The 21,059-nt window shown below is 44.2% G+C and carries 16 protein-coding genes; 13 read left to right on the top strand and 3 right to left on the bottom strand.

Annotated features, from left to right (window positions below; all coding sequences use genetic code 11):
• Positions 1-86: 86 nt before the first annotated feature.
• The 12 genes from GJS45_RS20595 (at position 87) to GJS45_RS20540 (ending at position 14,592) form a co-directional block, all read left to right on the top strand.
• Positions 87-323: a DUF2442 domain-containing protein gene (locus tag GJS45_RS20595; protein ID WP_162343756.1), complete on the top strand. Its 237-nt coding sequence runs from the start codon at positions 87-89 to the stop codon at positions 321-323.
• A 292-nt stretch (positions 324-615) separates the two neighbouring features.
• The gene (locus GJS45_RS20590) at positions 616-1,101 is read left to right on the top strand and encodes a DinB family protein (protein ID WP_162343755.1); all 486 of its coding nucleotides are present in this window, start codon (positions 616-618) and stop codon (positions 1,099-1,101) included.
• Between the two features lie 85 nt (positions 1,102-1,186).
• A complete protein-coding gene (locus tag GJS45_RS20585) occupies positions 1,187-2,773 on the top strand; it encodes a phage tail sheath family protein (RefSeq protein WP_162343754.1) in 1,587 nt (528 codons plus the stop codon).
• Between the two features lie 135 nt (positions 2,774-2,908).
• A complete protein-coding gene (locus tag GJS45_RS20580) occupies positions 2,909-3,442 on the top strand; it encodes a GRAM domain-containing protein (RefSeq protein ID WP_162343753.1) in 534 nt (177 codons plus the stop codon).
• 82 nt (positions 3,443-3,524) lie between these two features.
• Positions 3,525-4,193, top strand: a complete 669-nt coding sequence (locus GJS45_RS20575; RefSeq protein WP_162343752.1) for a response regulator transcription factor — start codon at positions 3,525-3,527, stop codon at positions 4,191-4,193.
• Complete coding sequence (locus GJS45_RS20570; protein ID WP_162343751.1) at positions 4,190-5,560, top strand: sensor histidine kinase; 1,371 nt, start codon at positions 4,190-4,192, stop codon at positions 5,558-5,560. Before GJS45_RS20575 ends, GJS45_RS20570 begins: the two co-directional genes overlap by 4 nt.
• 352 nt (positions 5,561-5,912) lie before the next feature.
• Positions 5,913-10,244: a CusA/CzcA family heavy metal efflux RND transporter gene (locus GJS45_RS20565; RefSeq protein ID WP_162343750.1), complete on the top strand. Its 4,332-nt coding sequence runs from the start codon at positions 5,913-5,915 to the stop codon at positions 10,242-10,244.
• 1 nt (position 10,245) lies between these two features.
• A complete protein-coding gene (locus GJS45_RS20560) occupies positions 10,246-11,436 on the top strand; it encodes an efflux RND transporter periplasmic adaptor subunit (RefSeq protein WP_162343749.1) in 1,191 nt (396 codons plus the stop codon).
• A 37-nt stretch (positions 11,437-11,473) separates the two neighbouring features.
• Entirely contained in the window at positions 11,474-11,920 is a 447-nt protein-coding gene (locus tag GJS45_RS20555; RefSeq protein ID WP_162343748.1) for a thioredoxin family protein, read from the top strand.
• A 3-nt stretch (positions 11,921-11,923) separates the two neighbouring features.
• Positions 11,924-12,907 (top strand): FAD:protein FMN transferase, encoded by a 984-nt coding sequence (locus GJS45_RS20550; RefSeq protein ID WP_162343747.1) that lies wholly within the window; start codon positions 11,924-11,926, stop codon positions 12,905-12,907.
• Positions 12,897-13,109, top strand: coding sequence for a DUF4266 domain-containing protein (locus GJS45_RS20545; RefSeq protein WP_162343746.1), 213 nt, complete (start codon positions 12,897-12,899; stop codon positions 13,107-13,109). Before GJS45_RS20550 ends, GJS45_RS20545 begins: the two co-directional genes overlap by 11 nt.
• A 13-nt stretch (positions 13,110-13,122) precedes the next feature.
• A complete protein-coding gene (locus GJS45_RS20540; protein WP_162343745.1) occupies positions 13,123-14,592 on the top strand; it encodes a DUF3570 domain-containing protein in 1,470 nt (489 codons plus the stop codon).
• 810 nt (positions 14,593-15,402) lie between these two features.
• On the opposite strand, the gene GJS45_RS20535 is transcribed toward GJS45_RS20540, so the two are convergent.
• Both GJS45_RS20535 and GJS45_RS20530 read right to left on the bottom strand, forming a co-directional pair.
• Positions 15,403-16,542 carry a sensor histidine kinase gene (locus GJS45_RS20535; RefSeq protein WP_162343744.1) on the bottom strand — a complete coding sequence of 380 codons (1,140 nt, stop codon included), beginning with the start codon at positions 16,540-16,542 and terminating at the stop codon, positions 15,403-15,405.
• On the bottom strand, positions 16,539-17,345 hold the full coding sequence (locus tag GJS45_RS20530; RefSeq protein WP_162343743.1) for an alpha/beta fold hydrolase: 807 nt from the start codon (positions 17,343-17,345) through the stop codon (positions 16,539-16,541). Before GJS45_RS20530 ends, GJS45_RS20535 begins: the two co-directional genes overlap by 4 nt.
• A 354-nt stretch (positions 17,346-17,699) precedes the next feature.
• Here GJS45_RS20530 and GJS45_RS20525 point away from each other — a divergent pair, with 354 nt between their 5' ends.
• Complete coding sequence (locus GJS45_RS20525) at positions 17,700-19,151, top strand: arylsulfatase (protein ID WP_162343742.1); 1,452 nt, start codon at positions 17,700-17,702, stop codon at positions 19,149-19,151.
• Between the two features lie 131 nt (positions 19,152-19,282).
• On the opposite strand, the gene GJS45_RS20520 is transcribed toward GJS45_RS20525, so the two are convergent.
• Entirely contained in the window at positions 19,283-21,052 is a 1,770-nt protein-coding gene (locus tag GJS45_RS20520; protein ID WP_162343741.1) for an SLC13 family permease, read from the bottom strand.
• Between the last annotated feature and the right edge of the window lie 7 nt (positions 21,053-21,059).

Raw genomic sequence — 21,059 nt, 5'->3', positions numbered from 1 at the left:
AGAATGGAAAAGTATGTGGAATTTTAGCTGTTTTGTTTGCTTTTCAACATAGGAGGAACACAAAGAGTTAATATTAGAGAACTGGCATGAGTACTTTAACAGATATAAAAATCAATAGAGCCAAAAAAGTCTGGTTTACGGAAGAAAGGCTTTATGTCCTATTGGAAGATGGAAGAGAAATCGGTACTCCAATTGAATGGTTTCCCAAACTTCGGCAAGCTTCAAGAGAACATTTAAATAATTGGAGGTTAATTGGAGGAGGAATTGGAATTCACTGGGAAGGCCTTGATGAAGATCTCTCAGTTAATGGATTATTAAAATAAGGGAGTGTTAGCTCAACTCTGTCTGGCTTCCCTTCGGGGGCTAGCCTCACAGCCGGATCCTGATGCCATGCTACCGTTCTTAGAAAAACCGTTACCTCCAAGCCATTTGCTTCTCAATCAATACTTTTCGGTTTTAACTGTAATCTAATCAGCTATAAAACACTGTATTTCTGTACAGTTTCGAAAAAATAGCCTCTTGACTCTGGTCAATACAGGCTTCCAAGCTTAGTTGTTAAGTGCGGCGGCATGTACGTCTACATTTCTAGTAAGTCGAACCAACCCCATTCCTACGATGCCCTTAAACCAAACTGAACGTCAAATTTTACGCAAACACCTGATCGAATCGCTAAGTGGTGAAAAAGCACACATTACCTTTGATCGGGTAGTAGCCGATTTCCCCTTAGAGGCCATCAACAATAAAGTGCCGGGCATTCCCCATTCTCCCTGGTTCCTGGTAGAACATATGCGACGGGCGCAGCGAGATATCATCGAATTTATAAAAAACCCCAACTATCGGGAAATGAACTGGCCGGAGGACTATTGGCCAACAGCCGAAGCGGACACCAATACCTGGAAACAATCTGTGGAAGGTTTTTTTGCCGACCGAAAGCAACTGATTCAGATGATTGAAGATGATTCTCTCGACCTGTTTGCCCCCATTGCGCATGCCCCGGATTACACGATTTTTCGGGAGATCATCATCATGGCCAATCACCATTCCTACCATACCGGTCAATTGCTTTACCTTAAAAGAGTATTTAAAAGTGAGCCTAGCTAAGGAAAATCAAGCAAATTTCAACCACTGTTAGTTACCTGCTTTATGGCTAAATTGCGTAACTTGTTTAGCACTTAACCAGAAACTAATGGGAACATTTAAAAATCCAGGAGTATACATCGAAGAAAAAAATGCCTTCCCCTCTTCGGTAGTGCAAGTACCAAGTGCAGTTCCCGCATTTATCGGGTATACGGCCAAACGGCCAACTAACCAAGCAAAACGAATTACTTCCTTTTCGGAATTCAATCAGCATTTTGGAGGCCCGGCTCCCTACCTGTTTCGGCTTCAGGGGCGAGGCGATGAGGAGCAGGTTCCGGCAGCTAAGGAAACAGTAGCAAATGAAGCGATCGGTGAAATCAATGGCTATAGCCTGAGTATCGTAGGTCCGGCAAACCGGCTTTATGCGGCCATGAAGTTGTTTTACCAAAATGGGGGAGGTACCTGCTATATCGTTTCGGTAGGTGGATATGGTGAAGGGGAACCGATCCAAGCGGCCAGTCTTATGGCCGGTTTGCAAGCTCTGGAGCAGGCACCGGAACCCACCCTGGTACTTGTTCCCGATGCCGTTTCTCTGGATACTGCCGAGGCATTTTATAGCCTGTGCCGCAAGGTAATCGCCCATTGCGGGCAGATGGGCAACCGGATGGCCATTTTGGATGTGTACCAGGGCTACAAAGCCTTGCAAAATCCTGAGGGCGGGAAATCCGTTGTGGACCGGTTCCGGGAAGAGATCGGCAGCGAATCACTCAGCTACGCCGCCGCCTATTATCCCTGGCTGGAAACAACGATCGTAAACGAATCGGATCTGTCCTTTCAAAATCTGACCGACGATAGCCTGGCACGGCTGGTTGAAATGATCAGTGGAGAACTTTCGCTTATCGATCATCCCGAAAATGAATCAAAAAGCGAAGCGCTACGAAAGGAGCGGATTTTATCCCTGGTAAAACAACTTCCCAATTATACATCAGTTGCCGTGAATAGTTGGGACGATAACCCCGATACTTCCGGCAAACTTTCTCCCGCTGACTTGCACCGCACGCTTTTGGCGATGAGTCAGGCCTATAAAGCATTAATGGGATTTCTGCAAAAGTACCTGAATCAACTGCCACCTGCGGCTGCAATGGCCGGGTTGTATTCCTTGGTGGATTCCACGAGCGGGGTTTGGAAAGCCCCTGCCAATCTTTCCCTGAATTCCGTTATTGCTCCATCGGTACCCATTTCCTCAGAAGAGCAAGAGTATCTGAATACCCCCTTGGATGGAAAAGCGGTCAATGCCATCCGCTCCTTTGTGGGAGAAGGCGTGCTCGTATGGGGGGCGCGCACGTTGGATGGAAACAGTTCCGACTGGCGATACATTCCTGTGCGACGGACCGCGATGGTACTCGAACAATCGATGCGGTTAGCAGTCAAAGCCTACACCTTTGAACCCAATCAGCCTGCTACCTGGATCACTGTCAAATCCATGCTGGAAAATTACCTGACACAGCAGTGGAAAATGGGAGCTTTGGCCGGAGCGAGCCCAGCTGAGGCTTTCTCAGTACGCGTTGGGGTAGGGGAAACGATGACGGCTGAGGATGTCCTGAATGGTACCATGCGGGTAAGGGCATTGGTCGCTGTGAGCCGACCTGCTGAATTTATTGAAATCACCTTTGAGCAAGCCATGCAAAAGGCCTAAAGGATCCTGATGGCTGGATGGAAGCAAACTGGAGCCCGTTCCATCTAAAAAGGCTACCTGAAAGCAAGCTTGGCCAAAACACCACCCAGGGGCTTGATGATGGCGCATGTGAACGATTGTAAATGACAAAAGGAATTGAGAACAGATTGGAAATATCGCCTGGTGCTTGCTTTTCAAATGGGAGTGCTATACACCCTTGCAATTTGGGCAATGGACTATTTTTCGGGCGAAACCCGGTATTCGCCGGAAAGCTTACTGTTTCAGGGCCTGTTTTTTGGTCTCTCGTTCGCACTAATATTCCCCTACCTCTTTAACCGGCTGGGGGGAATGGTATTTAGCAAAATCGGTGAAGCCATCCATCCGGCACTGGAGCCGGGGGAAGAAATCCAGCGAGCGGCACCCGCCACCCTTTTCAAAGGCATGGAAGGAGTAGGAGGCAAACTGTTTTTAACCAACAAAAAGCTCATTTTCAAGTCCCACGCACTGAACATACAGAAAGGGCAAACGGATATTGACTATGAAACGATTTCCGGGGTTGAAAAAAGAGAGGCGGGAAAAAGGAGGTATCCCGGTATTTGCATTCAAACAAGGAATGGTAAGGAATTCAAAATGGTCGTTAATGAGCCAGAGGTGTGGATAACGGAACTAAATGAAAGAATAACCCGATAAAAAAAGCGGATTTCCTGAATTTTAAGCGTTTCTTAAGATTCAATTAATGGATTCTTAAGCGAGTTATATGCATATTTGGTAGATGAGGATTTTGATAGTTGAAGACGAACAGGGAATTGCGGCTTTCCTTAAACAGGGATTAGAGGAAGAGTCGTTTGCTGTGGATGTGGCCGATGAAGGCAAATTGGGTCTGCGCTTGGCTTTGTCAGGAGAGTACGATATACTATTACTTGACTGGATGCTTCCGGGATTAAGTGGAATCGAAATTTGCAGGCAGTTCCGAAAAGAATTCCCAACCACCCCTGTCATTTTTCTAACCGCCAAGGACACGCTTGACGAAACGCTGTTTGGTTTGCAGTCTGGCGCAAATGATTATATTAAGAAGCCCTTTCATTTCGAGGAAATTCTGGAGCGAATCAAAGTGCAACTGAGACCAAAGATGGGTGAGCACTCCCTATTTACCTTGGGAATCATTACGCTGAATACGGAGACCCATCAGGTATTTAAAGGAAAGGAAGAGGTTAATCTCACCCAAAAGGAATTTGCGTTACTGGAATACCTTATTCGCAACAAAGGTAAGGTATGTAGGAGAACCCGGATCATTGAAAGTGTATGGGATATCCACTTCGAATACAATACCGGTGTTATCGATGTGTACATCAACGCATTGCGAAAGAAGCTTTCCTTATCCGATGAAGAAAATTACATTCAGACCGTTCGTGGTGTAGGTTACATCGCAAAAGAAATATGAACCTAAGCTTCAAAAATAGAATAGCCCTGCATTATATGGTGGCGACAGCCATCATCATGGCGGTTGTTTTTGGCACCATCTTTTTGATTGTCGAGCGTACGGTGATACAAAACCTGGATAATGATTTATCGTACGAAGCAGAAAAGCATTTAAACGAGATTGAATTCGTAAAAGACAGTATTCAATTTATCAATAAGGAAGAATGGCAAGAGCGTGAACACACAGAGACCCAGGTAAACCCTGTTTTTATTCAATTGAATGACAAACAGGGTTCGGTAATGGATCGATCCCCGAACCTGAAGCAGGATTTTCTTACCTTCAAAGGAAAGACGGATGGCGGGCATTACAATGCCGAACTGACGGATATCCCCATCAGGCAAGTTCAACTACCTATTATGGAAAATGATCGGATTAAAGGATACATCGTTGCAGCCATATCCTCAGAATCTGCATTTTCTGTGATCTCCCGGTTGAGAGAGGTCTTGATCATTTCTTATTTCGTGCTACTGGTAGGCTTATACTTCATCTCCCGGTTTTTGGCAGGAAGAAGCATGATCCCCATTCAGGAAATGACTCGTACCATAACTCATATCACCCAAAATAATCTGAATGAAAGAGTTACTTTGCCCAAAAATCAAGATGAAATTTTTCTTCTTTCTTCCAGTTTCAATGACTTGCTGAAGCGAATTGAAAAGGCAATTGAAAAGGAAAAACAATTTACGTCGGATGCGTCTCATGAACTCCGGACCCCTCTTGCCACACTGCGTGGCACCTTGGAGGTGCTGATCAGGAAGCCACGATCTCAACAGGAGTACGAAGCAAAGATCCTTTATAGCCTGGAAGAAATCGACCGAATGACGGCTACCTTAGAACAACTGTTGATGTTGGCCCGATTAGAAACGTCCGTAGGAAGCAAAATGGATTCTTTTATACCTCTTTCCGTGCTCATTGATGAATCCATCTCCCGGTTTAAACCCCTGATTACTGAGAAAAAACTGAAAATTAGGCTGAATATCAATCAATCGGAGAAGGCCCTTATACCTCATTTCTACAGCAATATCATTATTGACAACATCCTAAATAATGCCATTAAATATTCACATTATGGAGGAACGATACGTATCGCTGTAGATATTGTAGAAGGCCGAATTACCTGTAATGTCAGGGATGAAGGAATCGGAATTAAGGAAGAGGATTTAGTCAATATTTACGATAGTTTTTATCGATCAGATGCCTTGGATCACAAGCAAATTCCAGGAAATGGATTGGGACTGGCCATAGCAAAAAAATGTGCCAATGCCATTCAGGCTGAATTAAAGGTTAGCAGTACCTACGGTCAGGGTACCAATGTGATGATTACTTTTTGAACGCATCACAGCCTTCCGAAAGCGGAAACCCATGCGAGACCAAAAAGAATAATTGCAGCTTACCTATGACGGGACCATATAGAATATTATTTATATGGCTTTTGCAAAACTTTTTATAATGCTACTAGACGTATTTGCTGAAAAGACGGGCGTTTCCACTATCACAAAAGTTATTAATTGTTAGAATTATTTTATTGGCAGGATTGAAATGGGAATATCAGCTCTGACTGGCTACTTCCTGCGTGTAGGACTAGAAGAACTACCAATCTTAAGCTAATCTTAAGAAAGCCTTGAGAAAGCCTTTAGGACCGTCCGGCTACATTCGGTGAGTAATTCAAAATGAAGCTCATCAATGCTAGCAAAGATCATTCAGTACAGTATTCACCACAAGTTGATCGTGCTTCTGTTTTCAGTAGGAGTGATCGCCTTTGGAATTTATTCCCTTACTGAGATTCCCATAGGGGCGGTTCCGGATGTTACCAACAATCAGGTACAAATCATCACCACTTCTAGAAACTTAGCTACTGAAGATGTAGAGAAATTCCTTACCTATCCGGTAGAATTGGAAATGGCCAACCTGCCCAATGTGAAAGAAATCAGATCCATTTCTAAGTTCGGGCTGTCTGTAGTAACCGTGGTTTTTGATGATAAGATTGGCACCTATCTTCCCCGACAACTTATAGCAGAAAAAATAAAGGCTGCAGAGGAAAAAATCCCTTCTGGCTTTGGAAAACCATTTATGGGCCCCATTACCACTGGCCTGGGTGAAATCTATCAGTATGTAATTGAGGTAGATTCCCTTCATCGGGATGAGTATACATTATCCGATATGCGCACCATACAGGATTGGGTGGTCCGGCGACAACTCTCCGGCATTCCGGGGGTGGTAGAAGTAAATACCTGGGGCGGTTACCTCAAACAATACGAGGTGGCACTCAACCCTGAAAAACTCCGTAGCCTGAATATTTCTGTCGCTGAAGCTTTTTCGGCATTGGAGAAAAACAATAGTGTGGCCGGAGGAGGCTACATTGAAAAAACCAACCAAGCTTTTTTCATCAGAGGCGAAGGTTTGGTTGGTTCTTTGGAAGACATCGAAAATATTGTCATTGAAAACAGGAAAGGGACGCCCATCTTTATTAAAGATGTAGCCAGTGTTGGTTTCGGGCATGCGACGCGATTCGGTGCCATCACCGGCAACGGAGAGGGCGAAAAAGTATTGGGGCAAGTGATGATGCTTAAGGGAGCCAATTCCAAAGCGACCATAGAATCTGTTAAAGAAAGGGTTGCCCAGATATCCACCACCCTCCCTCCGGGGATTCATATCAATCCTTTTTTGGAAAGAAGTGAACTCATCGCCAAAACCACCTTTACCATCGCCGAAAACCTGATTTTGGGATGTCTTATCGTGATTTTTGTCGTTGTGCTTCTGCTTGGCAATATCCGATCCGGACTAGTGGTAGCATCGGTCATCCCCATGTGTTTGCTTTTTGCCCTATCCCTCATGTACATCTTCGGAGTGGATGCCAACCTGATGAGTCTGGGGGCCATTGATTTTGGGATTATCATCGACGGAGCGGTGATAATTGTAGAATTTATTGCCTTTAAAATAACGGCAGAGCGATCCACATTACTGGCATTGCCTAAAGCAGAAAGACAGCGCTTCATAGATAAAATCACCCATCATGGTGCCAGTAAGATGATGCACTCGGCTGTGTTCGGTCAGCTCATTATCATCATTGTATTCATTCCCATACTCTCTTTGGTGGGAGTAGAAGGAAAAATGTTCCGGCCCATGGCCCTGGTTTTTTCTTTTGCATTGATTGGAGCGATGATTATGTGTTTTACCTACGTTCCCGTAATGGCTTCTTTGTTTATAAAGCCTTCTGATCCTACCAAAAAAACCATTTCCTCTCGTCTCATCACCTTTCTGGAAGACAAATACAGACCTACCATGGCCTGGGCGCTGAGACGGAAAAAAATCGTTCTAAGTTTATCTGCGGCCCTACTTATCGGGGTAGGCTTTCTCTTTAGCAGCATGGGGGGTGAATTTGTCCCCACACTGGATGAAGGTGATTTTGTAATCCAGCCGGTATTGAAGACAGGCACTTCCTTGAGCAATACCATAAAAGCCACGACACGAATGGAAAAGATACTGATTCAGTTTCCTGAAGTGGATCAGGTGGTGAGTAGGATTGGAGCTGCTGAAGTTCCCACCGATCCCATGTCCATGGAAGAAAGTGATGTCATTATCAAACTGATTCCAAAAGGAGATTGGGTAACTGCAGAAAGTAAGGACCAGTTAGCAGATAAATTCAAAGAGGCACTTACAGCAGAAATCCCCGGTGTGGACTTTGAATTTACCCAACCTATTGAAATGCGCTTTAATGAATTGATCACGGGTGTGCGGGCCGATTTGGCCATTAAGATTTTTGGCGAAGACCTGGACATTCTTTACAGCAAAGCCCTGGAGGTTGAAAAAGCGATTCAACTTATTGAAGGAGCAGCCGATATCATCGTTGAGAAAGTGGCGGGCCTCCCTCAAATGTCGGTGAATTATAACCGGCAAATGATTGCAAAATATGGGATGAATGTGGATGAACTCAACAGCATCATCACCATGGGCTTTGCCGGGAAAGCTGCCGGAACCGTATTTGAAGGTGAAAAGCAATTTGATTTAGTGGTTCGGTTTGATCGGGAACATCACCAGGATTTGGACGATATCGAAATGGCGACCATCCAACTTCCAAATGGAAACCAGGTTCCTCTCAGTGAATTTGCAACTGTCAGCTATACCACAGGACCAGCTAAAATTTCGAGAGACGATACCAAACGAAGAATTGTGGTTGGCGTAAACGTACGGGGCCGGGATTTGGAATCGGTGGTGAAAGACGTGCAGCAGGTTATTAATGACGCAATTGATTTACCTCCTGGTTACACGGTCGAATATGGTGGTCAGTTTGAAAACCTGAGAACTGCCAGAGATCGCTTAATGATTGCGGTACCCTTGGCCCTCATTTTAATTTTTATCCTTCTCTATTTTGCCTTTAATTCGGTGAAAGAAGCCCTCATAATTTACAGTGCCATTCCCATGTCAGCCGTGGGAGGGGTCATCCTGTTGTACATTCGGGATATGCCATTTAGTATTTCTGCCGGGGTTGGCTTTATCGCACTCTTTGGTATTGCTGTGCTGAACGGAATCGTCCTGATTGAAGAGTTTAAAGACCTAAAAGCGCAGGGCATCCAGGACATCAACAGGCGGATTTTGACGGGTACCAGGAACCGGTTACGACCTGTACTACTCACGGCATCGGCCGCAGCATTGGGATTTTTGCCCATGGCCATTTCCACTTCCGCCGGAGCAGAGGTGCAAAGGCCCTTGGCTACCGTAGTGGTAGGAGGACTAATATCCGCAACCGCACTTACCCTAGTGGTACTACCCGTTCTTTACGCCTTGTTTGATAGAAAGGGGCATTTTCCTAAAATTAAGTCATCGGTAAAGGGGCTTGTGCTATTGCTTTTAATTTCCCTTCCAGTATTAGGCTACGGTCAAGATCAAAAAATCTCCGCTAATCAGGCCGTGGAAATCGCTTTGGAAAATAATAGGGGCCTAAAGGCCTCTTCTCAGCAAGTGGACCAAAGCAAGCAACTGTTGGGAAGTGCCATTGACATTGGTAAAACGGAGATTTATTATAATAAAGATGAGAACAACATTGCCCCCAATGATTTGGCGCTTAACGTTTGGGGAATTAGTCAATCCCTAAAATTCCCTACTGTATACGGTTCCCAACGGAACGTGATGAAAGGCGAAATCCAATTAGCTACTGACCAATATGCTATGGATAGGTATCTGGTTACCAGGGAGGTGTTGAAAGCCTACTATGAAATTGTTTACTGGCAGGAAATGCTCACTAATTTCAACTACCTGGATAGTCTGTACAGTACATTTGAACATGCTGCAAATAGGAAATTTGAGCAAGGCGAGTCTAATTATCTGGAGAAATTAACCGCAGAGACTAAAAGTGAGGAAATTTCTATTCAGCGCCGGCAGATTCAGGAGAGCCGCCAAAAAGCCCGCATGAGGTTGAACAAATGGCTTCAATCAAGCTCGGAATACACGGCCAACAGTCAATCACTTACCCGGTTGGAAATAAAACCGATAGATACACAAAACCATCCTGCACTTCAATACTATTCGGATGCTTTAACACTTGCCGAAAGAAGAATCAACCTGGAAAAACAGCAACTGCTGCCGGATTTGAAAGCTTCTGTATTTCGAGGCAGCAATAATGGAACCGGTATTCAAAGCTATTCCGGCTTTCAGTTAGGTCTTGGGATTCCGCTGTGGTTCGGAGCGCAAAAGTCAAAAATAAATGCGGCTAAAACCGGGGCTTCCATTCTAACATCTCAATCCGAAAACTATAAAATACAGCTGACATCCCAATACCATTCGCTGCGGTCGGACTTAAAAAAGTACGAAGAGGGGATCGACTATTACCACATGTCAGGAAAAAAGCTTTCGGAAGAAACCCTTATCCATGCCACAAAGGCCTTTCAAAACGGTGAAATTGACTTTCTTCAGTACATCCAATTGCTGGAAAATGCGACAACCATCGAAACAAACTATCTCAGCACCCTTTTTCAGTACAACATGACCGTACTGGAGGCGAACTACATAATGAACTAATATGAACTCCGTATACTTAAAAAGCAGAAGTAATCACCCCGCAATAAGTCACGCCTTAGGATTATGGATCATTGCCGCTATGATTGGGCTGTATTCTTGTTCCTCCAGTTCGGATCCGGAAATCATCACGGATATTGCTCAGGAATCATCAGGGGTGGAAACCTATGAAGTGACGAAAATGCAATTTGAGTCTTCCCACATGGCCTTGGGAACCATGCAAATGGTGCCCTTTCATGAAGTGGTTAAGGCCAAAGGCATGATTGATGTCCCGCCCGAAAATCGAGCTGCCGTAAGCAGTTACTTTGGCGGAGCGGTGAAGGAAATCAGTTTATTGCCGGGCCAAAGCGTGAAAAAGGGGCAGGTGCTATTCGTTCTCGAGAATCCGGATTACGTTCAAATCCAACAGGATTTCCTGGAAGCAAAGGGGCAATTGGCCTATCTCCAATCGGACTATGAGCGACAGAAAAACCTGGTTCAGGACAGTATCAGTTCTCAAAAGAAATTTCTTAAAGCAGAATCGGACTATACGGTCACGAGCGCCAGGGTAGCATCCTTAGGTAAGAAGTTGGCGCTGATGAACATTGATCCCAATACGTTTACCCTAGAAAACATTCGAACCAGTATAGCGTTACGATCTCCCATCAGTGGGTATGTAACGGAAGTGGCCATTTCACAAGGTGCTTTCCTAACGCCATCACAAATGGCCGTTTCCATCGTTAATACCGACCATGTTCACTTGGAATTGAACGTCTTTGAGAAAGATTTGGCGAAAATACGTATTGGACAACCCATCCGCTTCAGGATTCAGGAAGATAGTAGTAAAGAATACGAAGCGGCCATTTATTTAATCAGTAAAACCATTGACCCGGAAGAAAGAACGGTGGGCATTCACGGTCATTTAGTGGATGAAAAACTTACTCAAAGATTTAATCCGGGCATGTATGTCGAAGCAAGTATTTATACCGCGTCAGAAGAAAAATGGGCCTTACCCAATGATGCGCTGGTTGAAATGGAAGGAAATTTTTATGTTTTAACACTTCAAAACAGTTCGGAAACGGGCTACACGTTTGTGAAACGTGTAGTCAAAACAGGCCTATCAAATAATGACCATATTGAAATCTTGGGCGGGTCGGGGCTGGATGAAACCACAGAATTCTTAATTGACGGAACATTTAACCTAATTAAAGAATAACCATTAATAAAGCACATTTTCACTTAAGTGAATGACTATGAAAATAGAAAATTATTTAGTTGTCCTTTTGCTACTAATAGCCAGGGTATCGATAGTGAGCGCCCAGGAGTGGCAATTAGACCTGAGTCAAGCACAAAAGATCGCCCAAGAAACTGACCGGAGGATCGTTTTGGTTTTTTCCGGATCGGACTGGTGTGCACCCTGCATCAAGTTGGAAAAGGAAATTTGGCAGTCAGCCGAATTTCAGGCCTATGCCAAGGAAAATTATGTCATGTTGCGTGCGGATTTTCCCCGAAAAAAGGCCAATCAATTATCAGATGCTCAAGCAAGCAAAAATGGAAAATTAGCCGAAAAGTACAATCCCAATGGCTACTTCCCCCTGGTGGTGGTCTTGGATGATAAGGCTGAGGTATTGGGGGAAACGGGATATAAAAAAATCAGTCCACAAGAGTATATCAGCCATTTAAACAGTTTTAATCCCTGAGCTATGGGTCGGTTAGGTTTTATCATCATGGTGGTGTTTGGTGTTCAGGTCACCAACGCCCAGCAGGTTTTTCATCGCACTACCCTTTTAATGGGAAGTCGCTTTGACTTAACGGTAGTAGCAGCTAATGAGCAAGAAGCTGAAGTCTTCCTGGACACTGCTATTGTTGAAATCACCCGGATTGAACGGTTAATATCCTCCTGGGATCCTAACTCCCAAACTTCGGCGATCAATGCGAATGCGGGAATAAAACCAATAAAAGTAGATAAAGAGTTATTCGATTTGACAGCCCGATCCATCGCTTTGTCGGAACTCACCGATGGGGCTTTTGACATCAGTTACGCCTCAATGGATCGGGTTTGGAAGTTTGATGGAAGTATGACGCAAATGCCCACCGCCGAAGAGGTGAAAAAATCGGTAGAAAGGGTTGGGTATGAAAAAATTATCCTGGATCCCGAAAAACAAACGGTCTTTCTCAGTCAAAAAGGTATGAAAATAGGCTTTGGTGCTATTGGCAAAGGGTATGCGGCAGACAAAGCCAAGCGACTGTTGATGGCCGAAGGAGCGATTGCGGGTATCATTAATGCCTCCGGAGATATGAATACCTGGGGCAAGCAGCCGGATGGTCGTGATTGGATGGTCGCCATAACCAACCCCATGAACAAAAACAAGGCTTTTGCTGAATTGCCCCTCAAGCAAGGGGCGGTGGTCACTAGCGGCGATTACGAAAAGTTTGTTGAGTTTGAGCAGGTGCGGTACGCTCATATCATCAATCCCCAAACCGGATATCCGGCCATTGGTATTATCAGTGTGACGGTTTTTGCACCTAGTGCCGAATTGGCAGATGCACTGGCCACGTCCGTTTTTGTTATGGGAAAAGAAGTCGGACTTGACCGAATTAATCAGTTGCCTAATGTAGCCTGTATCATCATAGACGATCGGGGGAATATTCACAAATCGGAACGAATCAGAATCAATGAAGAATAAAATTCTTGTTGTCGCAGTGATATTGCTTGGCATGAATGCCTGTGTAGCAGTAAAATCATATGAAAAAGTGAATATCAATGATCCGGACATGGAGCTGGTTGATCGAAAATCGAAAAAATTTGAAACCAGTTTTCAGGTCTATCGGGAGGGCGCAGCGGGTGCCAATGGAGGAAAATCGGGAGGTGGCTGTGGTTGTAATTGAACGACTTCATATCATGAAAATAGTTAGTTTCCTTCTTCTTTGGTCTCTTCCATTTTTGGTTTTGGCACAAAATGATAAAGACAGCACTTCTGTTTTTAAGAAACGCGTCCTGGAAAATGTAGAAATCGATATTCTTGCCAGCTATTACGAGCAAAATGGGAAAAATGCGGCAGTGACCGGAGGCATCGGTACGGAAGAGCTCAGTGACCTTGCTTCGGATATTTTTATTTCTATACCCCTAAATGATGATGATGTGTTGCGAATAAACGCTACCGTTTCTGCCTACACCTCGGCATCGTCCAGTAACCTGAATCCGTTTTCAGGGGCTTCCAGAGGTGAAGACGATGACGATGATCATGACGACGATGATTATGAAGATAATGGAAACAATAGCGGTGAAAACACAGGTACCCCCTGGGCGGCTTCATCGGGTGCTTCAAGAAAAGACACCTGGGCAGCAGTTAATGCCAGTTACACTCATTCATCGAAAGACAGAAATTCTATTTATTCAGCCAATTTGAATTTTGCCAATGAATACGATTACACCTCACTTGGTGCAGGAATAGGACTTGTTCGGCTATTCAACCAAAAAAACACCGAACTAAGCCTGAATACCGCTGTTTATTTAGATACCTGGCGACCAGAATATCCAACGGAAATAAAAACATTTGTAAAGGAAAAGGGAGACTTAAATGCTGATTTTTTTGAAGGTGTAAGTATTTTAAGCCAGAATGGGACAGCAATAAATAAAAATGCCGCTGATGCATGGAGGCCTTTTAATACCACTTTGGTAGACAATGATAAACGAAATACCTATAGTTTTTCCTTAGGGTTTTCACAAATCCTGAGTAAGACTACCCAGCTTTCGGTTTTTTCGGATATCACCTACCAAACCGGCTGGTTTTCCAATCCAATGCAACGCGTCTATTTTGCGGACAAGGATAATTTTTATATCGGAAACGCCGAGAGTATTCCGTTTTATACCGAGCCTAAAAACAAAGATGTTTTCCAACTGGCGGATGATATCGAGCGGCTTCCTGGCAGTCGAATTAAACTACCAATAGGAGTGAGGCTCAATCAGTATGTGACGGAATACCTGGTATTGCGAAGCTATTACCGCTATTACGTGGATGATTGGGGTATTCAGTCGCACACCGTTAATATAGAATTAGCCATAAAACTCGGGCAATACTTCACCTTCTACCCGAGTTATCGGTTTTATAATCAGACAGCAGCTACTTACTTTGCACCTTATGAAGAACTAGTTTCCAGCAGTGTTTACTATACCTCTGATTTTGACCTTTCCACCTACCATGCCAATCAGATTGGGTTCGGAATGAAATACACAGACATTTTTACATCGGCTCATCTGTGGAGATTTGGTTTGAAGGGATTAACGATCGATTATAGTAATTATGCGCGCAATACGGGTTTAAAGGCAGCCATTGTATCCTTTGGGGCTAGTTTTGTTTTTATCGATTAGGCGTTTACAATGGTTAGTATGCAAATTTAGAAAAAATGATTTTTTAAACTGGTAGCCATCACGGCTAAAAACCATTTAAAAAACTTTTTAAAAAACGGGTATCCCCTGTCATATAAAACTAACTTTTAGGCACTAATGGATAAGAATGAAAAGACGGCAACTGGAAAACCTCCTTAAAGAACTTCACCAAGAAGCTTACCACTGGTCAAGACAGTGCTGCTCATTTGATGAGGATTTGGGCAATGGACTATTTTTCGGGCGAAACCCGGTATTTGCATTCAAACAAAGGATGATAAGGCGTACAAAATGGTCGTTGAAAATGCAGTAGATTGGATAGCGGATTTAATTGCACGACAAATTTAAAAAAAGCCACAGTCAGAAAAGGATCTCGGTAGCCAAGTGTAACCAGAAGAGCAGGCGGTTGAAAAACCCTTGAACCCTATTCTGGCGATTCCACCTTACGCTCAGGTTGGAGCAGAACCCTGTATTTATTGTATCTTACACCTAAAGGGGAAATAGCTCCGGCTAAGAATTACCGTTAATTTTGATTTTCAAACATCAGACACCTGAGTGAGTAAAAGCGTTTAACAGGGTAGTGTAGTGAGCGTTTCAATGTTTAGGGCTGATAGTTGTATCGAAGGACGGCTTCTTAGCGTCTAATCAATGTAGTTAGTTTCCCAGCAGATGCTAAAAAAATGCGGAGCAAAATGAATCCGATGTATATCAGTGAAGCCAGAGGGGTAATAACCAAGCCTGCTGACGGTCGGAATATCAATCTGGTTTAAATTGTAAAAGGTTTTTTCAGCCGGATTACTTGTCTTTGAAACCCTGTTTATTGGGAAATTTTGGCAACGTGAAGAAAAAGGTGCTGCCTTTACCGTGGACTGATTGTGCACCGATTGTTCCACCATGGATTTCAAGTATCCGTTTGCAGGCTGAAAGTCCGATCCCTGTTCCAGAAATGCTGTCATGTGAGTGTAGCCTTTTCATAAATCCAAATATTTGATCCGCATACTTCATTTCAAAACCCATTCCATTGTCATTGACCAAAACCTTGATTATATCTCCTTTGTCTTCATAGGCTACTTTTATTATCGGGTCCTCATTGGATCGGTATTTAATGGCATTGCTAAAAAGGTTCTGAAAAAGCCTCACCAACTGGATTTTATGCCCGTAAATTGTTGGCAATTCCGGAATAATAAAGGTAGCATTTTCCTTATTTACCTGATCCCTAATCATCTCCAGCGCAAATTCACTGACTTCATTTAAAGAAACGGACTCAAATTCAAGTTCATTCTCATCAATTTTGGAATATTCAAGCAGGTCTTTGATCATTAGTCTCATCCGTTGGGTATTACTTTTGATCAGTGAAAAGTATTTTTTCTCGTCATTTCCGGGAGATACCTGTCCCTTTTCTTCCAACAAGCTAATCAACCCGGATATGGTATTTAGAGGAGCCTGTAAATCATGGGAAGCCGTGTAGGCGAATTGTTCAAGATCTTGGTTGATCTGTTTTAACCGTAAAACAGTTTGATCGGCCTTTTCTCTGGCTTTTTTTAGTTCCAGCTCATATTGTTTTCGCTGGGTGATATCCAACACGGAAAAACGATAAACAGGCTGAAAATCCGATTGGTTAAGAATACGCCTGGCATTGATCAGCGTTGGCAGCCTGGTCAAGCCTTTGGCTTTAAGGGATAGGTTTATTTCGGAAACCTCCCCTTGCATTTGAAGCAGGGGCATCATATGTGTTTCAAAATAAATTTTTTCTCCCATGCCCAATAAATCTTGAAATGATTTTTGAAGGACGATTTCATCCCGTGGATAGTCCAACCATTCTAGCAAGGTGGCATTTATATTGACGATTAATCCGTCTTCACGCATGGTCATGTACCCAAACGGTGCGTTTTGGTACAAGTCTTCTGCGTCCTCTATGAATGGCTGAAAATTCAATCCGGTGTAGTTAGAAAGGTTTGCATATGGGATATGACTTTGTCCGGTGCAGTAAGATGTGGACAGTGACCAGAAGCATCCAAGAGTTCATACGTACTATTAGGTATTTGTTGGTGAACAAATTCTCCAACTTTTACAGGGGCGATTACATCCGGATGACATTGGATGATCAATGAGGAGGTCAAAACCTTGGATAGATCTTCCCTATTGTCACCCAGAAAAGTCACTTTTGCAAAGTGCCTGGCAATTTCAGGATTCATACTGCAAAAACTGTTCCTAAGTTCTTCGGAATATTCCGGCATTTCCGGATTCCCGATAATTACGGGCGTGATGTAACTTGACCAACCCAGGTAGTTACTTTCTAACGTTTCTACCAATTCATCGATATCCTGTCTTGTAAAGCCTCCAGAATAACCGTTTTTATTGATGTAACAAGGGGAAGGCCCTATCAATACCAATTTTTCAAAAAGATCTGGTCTTTTTATGGAAGCCAGTGCTCCGATGATGCTACTTACAGAGTGCCCTACGAAAATCACTTGTTCGAGTTGCAATTCATCGCAAATTTCTATTAGGTCATCAGCATAACCTTGAAGGGAATCGTATTTTTCAAAATCATAGGCACTTTGATCTGATTTTCCAGAACCCACATGATCAAACAAAATAATTTGGTAATCTTCTTCAAACGCAGGCGTAATGTATCGCCACATGTGCTGGTCACAACCGTAGCCATGGGCAAAAACCATCGGTTGATTTCCCTTTCCTAGTATATTTATATTATTCCTTTGTTTTATTTTAATTTCCATAGGGAGAAGTTACCATATATTTTTGGTTTTCAGTAAATTTCAACCCTATTTTTTATCGATTTACCAACAGACCTGTTTCTATCCAGCTTCACCAATTCTTGATTATATGATTCGTTAGAATCTCGCTACGATAATCATTCTACTGAGAATCGCTTGCGTCATTCCTACTTGCTCAGCTCGATTTTATTTGGTCCGCAGGTTTATAAAGGTAAATACCTTAATCCGATTCATTCTCGCTCACGCTTGTTTAATCGAATTCAATCTCTTTTAAAATCAATGAATCCGCCCAGCAATTTTCTTTTGAGTCAATTATTGGTAATTTGTCTGCCATATTATTCTCTAAAATAACCATCCATGCATCGTACCATTTGTTGCTGCCTTTCTGCCCTGGCTTTTTATGCCTGTTCCTCAGGTACTACCGATCAAACAGTTCGAGCCGAGGATCCTAAACCCAATATCGTCTACATCCTGGCGGATGACCTGGGCTATGGAGATTTGGGATTTACGGGACAAGAATATATAAACACCCCTAATATCGACCAACTAGCTGCGGAAGGAATGTTCTTTACTGCTCATTATTCCGGTTCTACTGTGTGTGCACCTTCAAGAAGCACGCTGGTTTCCGGCCTGCATACCGGTCACGCGCCAGTCCGGGGCAATTACGAAATCCAACCGGAAGGGCAGTATCCCTTACCGGACTCCGTTTTTACCGTTTTCGAATCCCTGAAAGCCAGCGGCTACACCACAGGTGCCTTTGGTAAATGGGGGCTGGGCTATCCTGGCTCCGAAGGAGACCCCAACAATCAAGGGGTGGATGTTTTTTATGGATACAATTGCCAGCGAATGGGGCATAATTACTATCCCTACCACCTTTGGCACAATCAGGACTCGGTGGTGTTGGAAGAAAATGCCGGTAAGGAACTGGGGCTTTATGCGCCCAACCTGATACACGAACAGACCTTAAAATTTATAGATGACAACCAAAACAATCCCTTTTTTCTCTATGTACCCAGCATCATTCCCCATGCGGAACTGATCGCTCCGGAGGAGCAAATGGCCGAACACCTCGGGCGGTTTGAAGAGACTCCGTATGATGGGGTAGATGATGGTCCCAATTATAAAATCGGAGGGTATATGTCACAGGAAAACCCCAGGGCTGCTTTTGTGGCCATGGTCGAACTGCTGGACAAGCAGGTGGGGGAAATCCTGGAAAAGCTGGAACAGTTAGGCTTAAGAGAAAATACCCTGGTGATATTCACCTCCGACAATGGCCCTCACCTGGAAGGAGGAGCGGATCCGGACTTTTTCAATAGCAACGGCCCTTTCCGGGGCCACAAGCGTGACTTATACGAAGGCGGCATTCGGGTACCCATGATTGCCAATTGGCCCGGGAAAATTCAGTCGGGTCGCACGGATCATGCATCTGCTTTTTGGGATGTGTATGCCACGCTGGCAGAACTGACTGGTTCGGAACTGCCCGGAAATACGGATGGAATTTCTTTTGCACCCATGCTCCTGGGGAAATCGGAGGAGCAAGCCAAACACGAGTACCTTTATTGGGAGTTTATCGAACAGGGTGGTAAACAAGCGGTTCGAAAAGACGATTGGAAAGCCATTCGGCTCAATCTGAACAAGGATCCAAATCCCCCCATTGAATTGTACAATCTGGCAGAAGATCCCGGAGAACAAAACAACCTGGCCGATCAGCACCCCGAAAGGGTGGCGGAATTGAAGGAATTGATGGAGCACAGCCACAGACCCAACCCGGTTTTCAAATTGTATGCATCGGAGATCGAAGCTGAGTAATAAGGAATCTAGGTTTCTCCGGCTGGAATAATTGACCTGATATTCATGACAGATAAAACGGGCCATAAATAGGCTATTATTGGATTTGCCTGGGTCATTTTGCCCTAAGCGGAGGTCGTTTTTGTTCTGTGCTACAGCGGCCAAATCCACAGAATCAGCGGCACGCCCAGGGCCAGTACCAGCAGGGTTAAGGGTAAACCGGGTTTCATGTAATCTGAAAAACGGTATCCTCCAGGACCCATTACCAGGGTATTGGATTGGTGACCAATGGGTGTCAGAAAGGAGGAAGATGCTCCTACGGCAATACTCATCAGAAAAGGATCGGCGGAAAGCTCCATACTATAAGCGATCTGCAGCCCAATAGGAGCCATTAATACCACCGTAGCGGCATTGTTGATCAAGGCGGAAAGCAACATGGTGGTCAGCATGATAACCAATAGCATGGACCAGGCAGGAAAAATATCTGAGTACACCAACATCAACTTGGTGACCGTTGCTGCAGCTCCGCTGGTTTCAAATGCCTCACCTACGGGTATCATAGCGGCTAAAAGGACGATAACCGGCCAGTCAATACTGGTATAAAAGTCCTTTAGGGGTAAAATCCTGAAAAGGACCATGGCCATGGCGGCTAATGTGAAGGCAATTTCTACCGGAAGCCAACCGGCAACAGCAGAAATGATGGCCGTAACAAAAATGCCAATAGCCAACAGGGTTTGTTTTGGTTTTCCTATGTCCAGGCTCCTGCTGGCCAATGGCAGGCATTTCATTTCGTCAAGGGTTTCCGAAAGTTGCTCATCCCGCATTTGAAGCATCAGGACATCCCCGGAGCGGAATACCTCATGGTCGATTCTTTTGATGATGGTCCGGTCCCCCCGGGATAATGCCAGCAAATTCACATCAAATCTGGATCGCATGTGTAGGTTTGCCGCCGTCTGACCTACCAGCGGGGAATTGGCCTGAATGATTCCTTCCGTGATAATGATTTTGGATTTATCTTTCGCAGATTCAATGAAATCTTCATGTCCTACCATTTCCAACTCAAAATTACTGACCAATTCTTTTAGATCTTCGGTGCCGGATTCCAGGATAAGGATATCATCTTCTTTAAACATGTGGTAGGGTCCGGGAGCATGTATTCTTTCCTTATTTCGGAGAATTCCCAGCACCTTGACATCAATGTCCTTATTGTTGGTAAGTTGCTGTATGTTTTTACTGATTAAATCAGAATCAGCAGTGACCCTCACTTCGGTGATATAATTTTTTATCTGGAATAAATCTTCCCCGGATTGTTTGGCCCTCCGGGTAGGGAGCAGTCGCCAGCCTACCAGGGAAATAAAAATCAGTCCGGCAATCGCCAGGCCTGCACCTACAGGCGCGAAGTCAAACATATCGAATGCAGGGACTTCATTGGTAGTCCTGAAAGCGGCAATAATAATGTTTGGAGGGGTTCCAATGAGCGTAGTCATTCCGCCGAGCAGGGAGGAAAAGGCAATGGGCATTAGCACCAGGGAAGGTGGATAATCGTTTTTTCTGGCGATTTGAATGGCGACGGGAATAAAAATCGCCAAAGCACCCACATTGTTCATAAAACCGGATAAAAGGGCGACGATGCCCGACATAGAAGCGACCTGTAAGGTCAGATTGCTTCCAACCCGGTCCATTATCCGGACGATCAGGTTTACGAGTCCGGAACTTTCCAGGCTCTTGCTGACAATCAGAACTGCCGCTACCGTAATGACAGCGGGATGTCCAAAGCCTAAAAAAACCTTCTCATAAGGGATTAAGCCAAGAATGGCCAGAATAAGCAGGGCAAATAATGCCACCAGGTCATACCTGATCTTGCCCCAAACAAAAAAGATTAGGGAAAGACCAAGTACGGCAAATACAATAATTTCATTCATAAAATAT

This window comes from Cyclobacterium salsum, from assembly GCF_010119245.1.
Taxonomy (GTDB): Bacteria; Bacteroidota; Bacteroidia; order Cytophagales; family Cyclobacteriaceae; genus Cyclobacterium; species Cyclobacterium salsum.
Note: the sequence above shows the minus strand (reverse complement) of the source record. Positions and strands in the feature narration are given on the sequence as shown.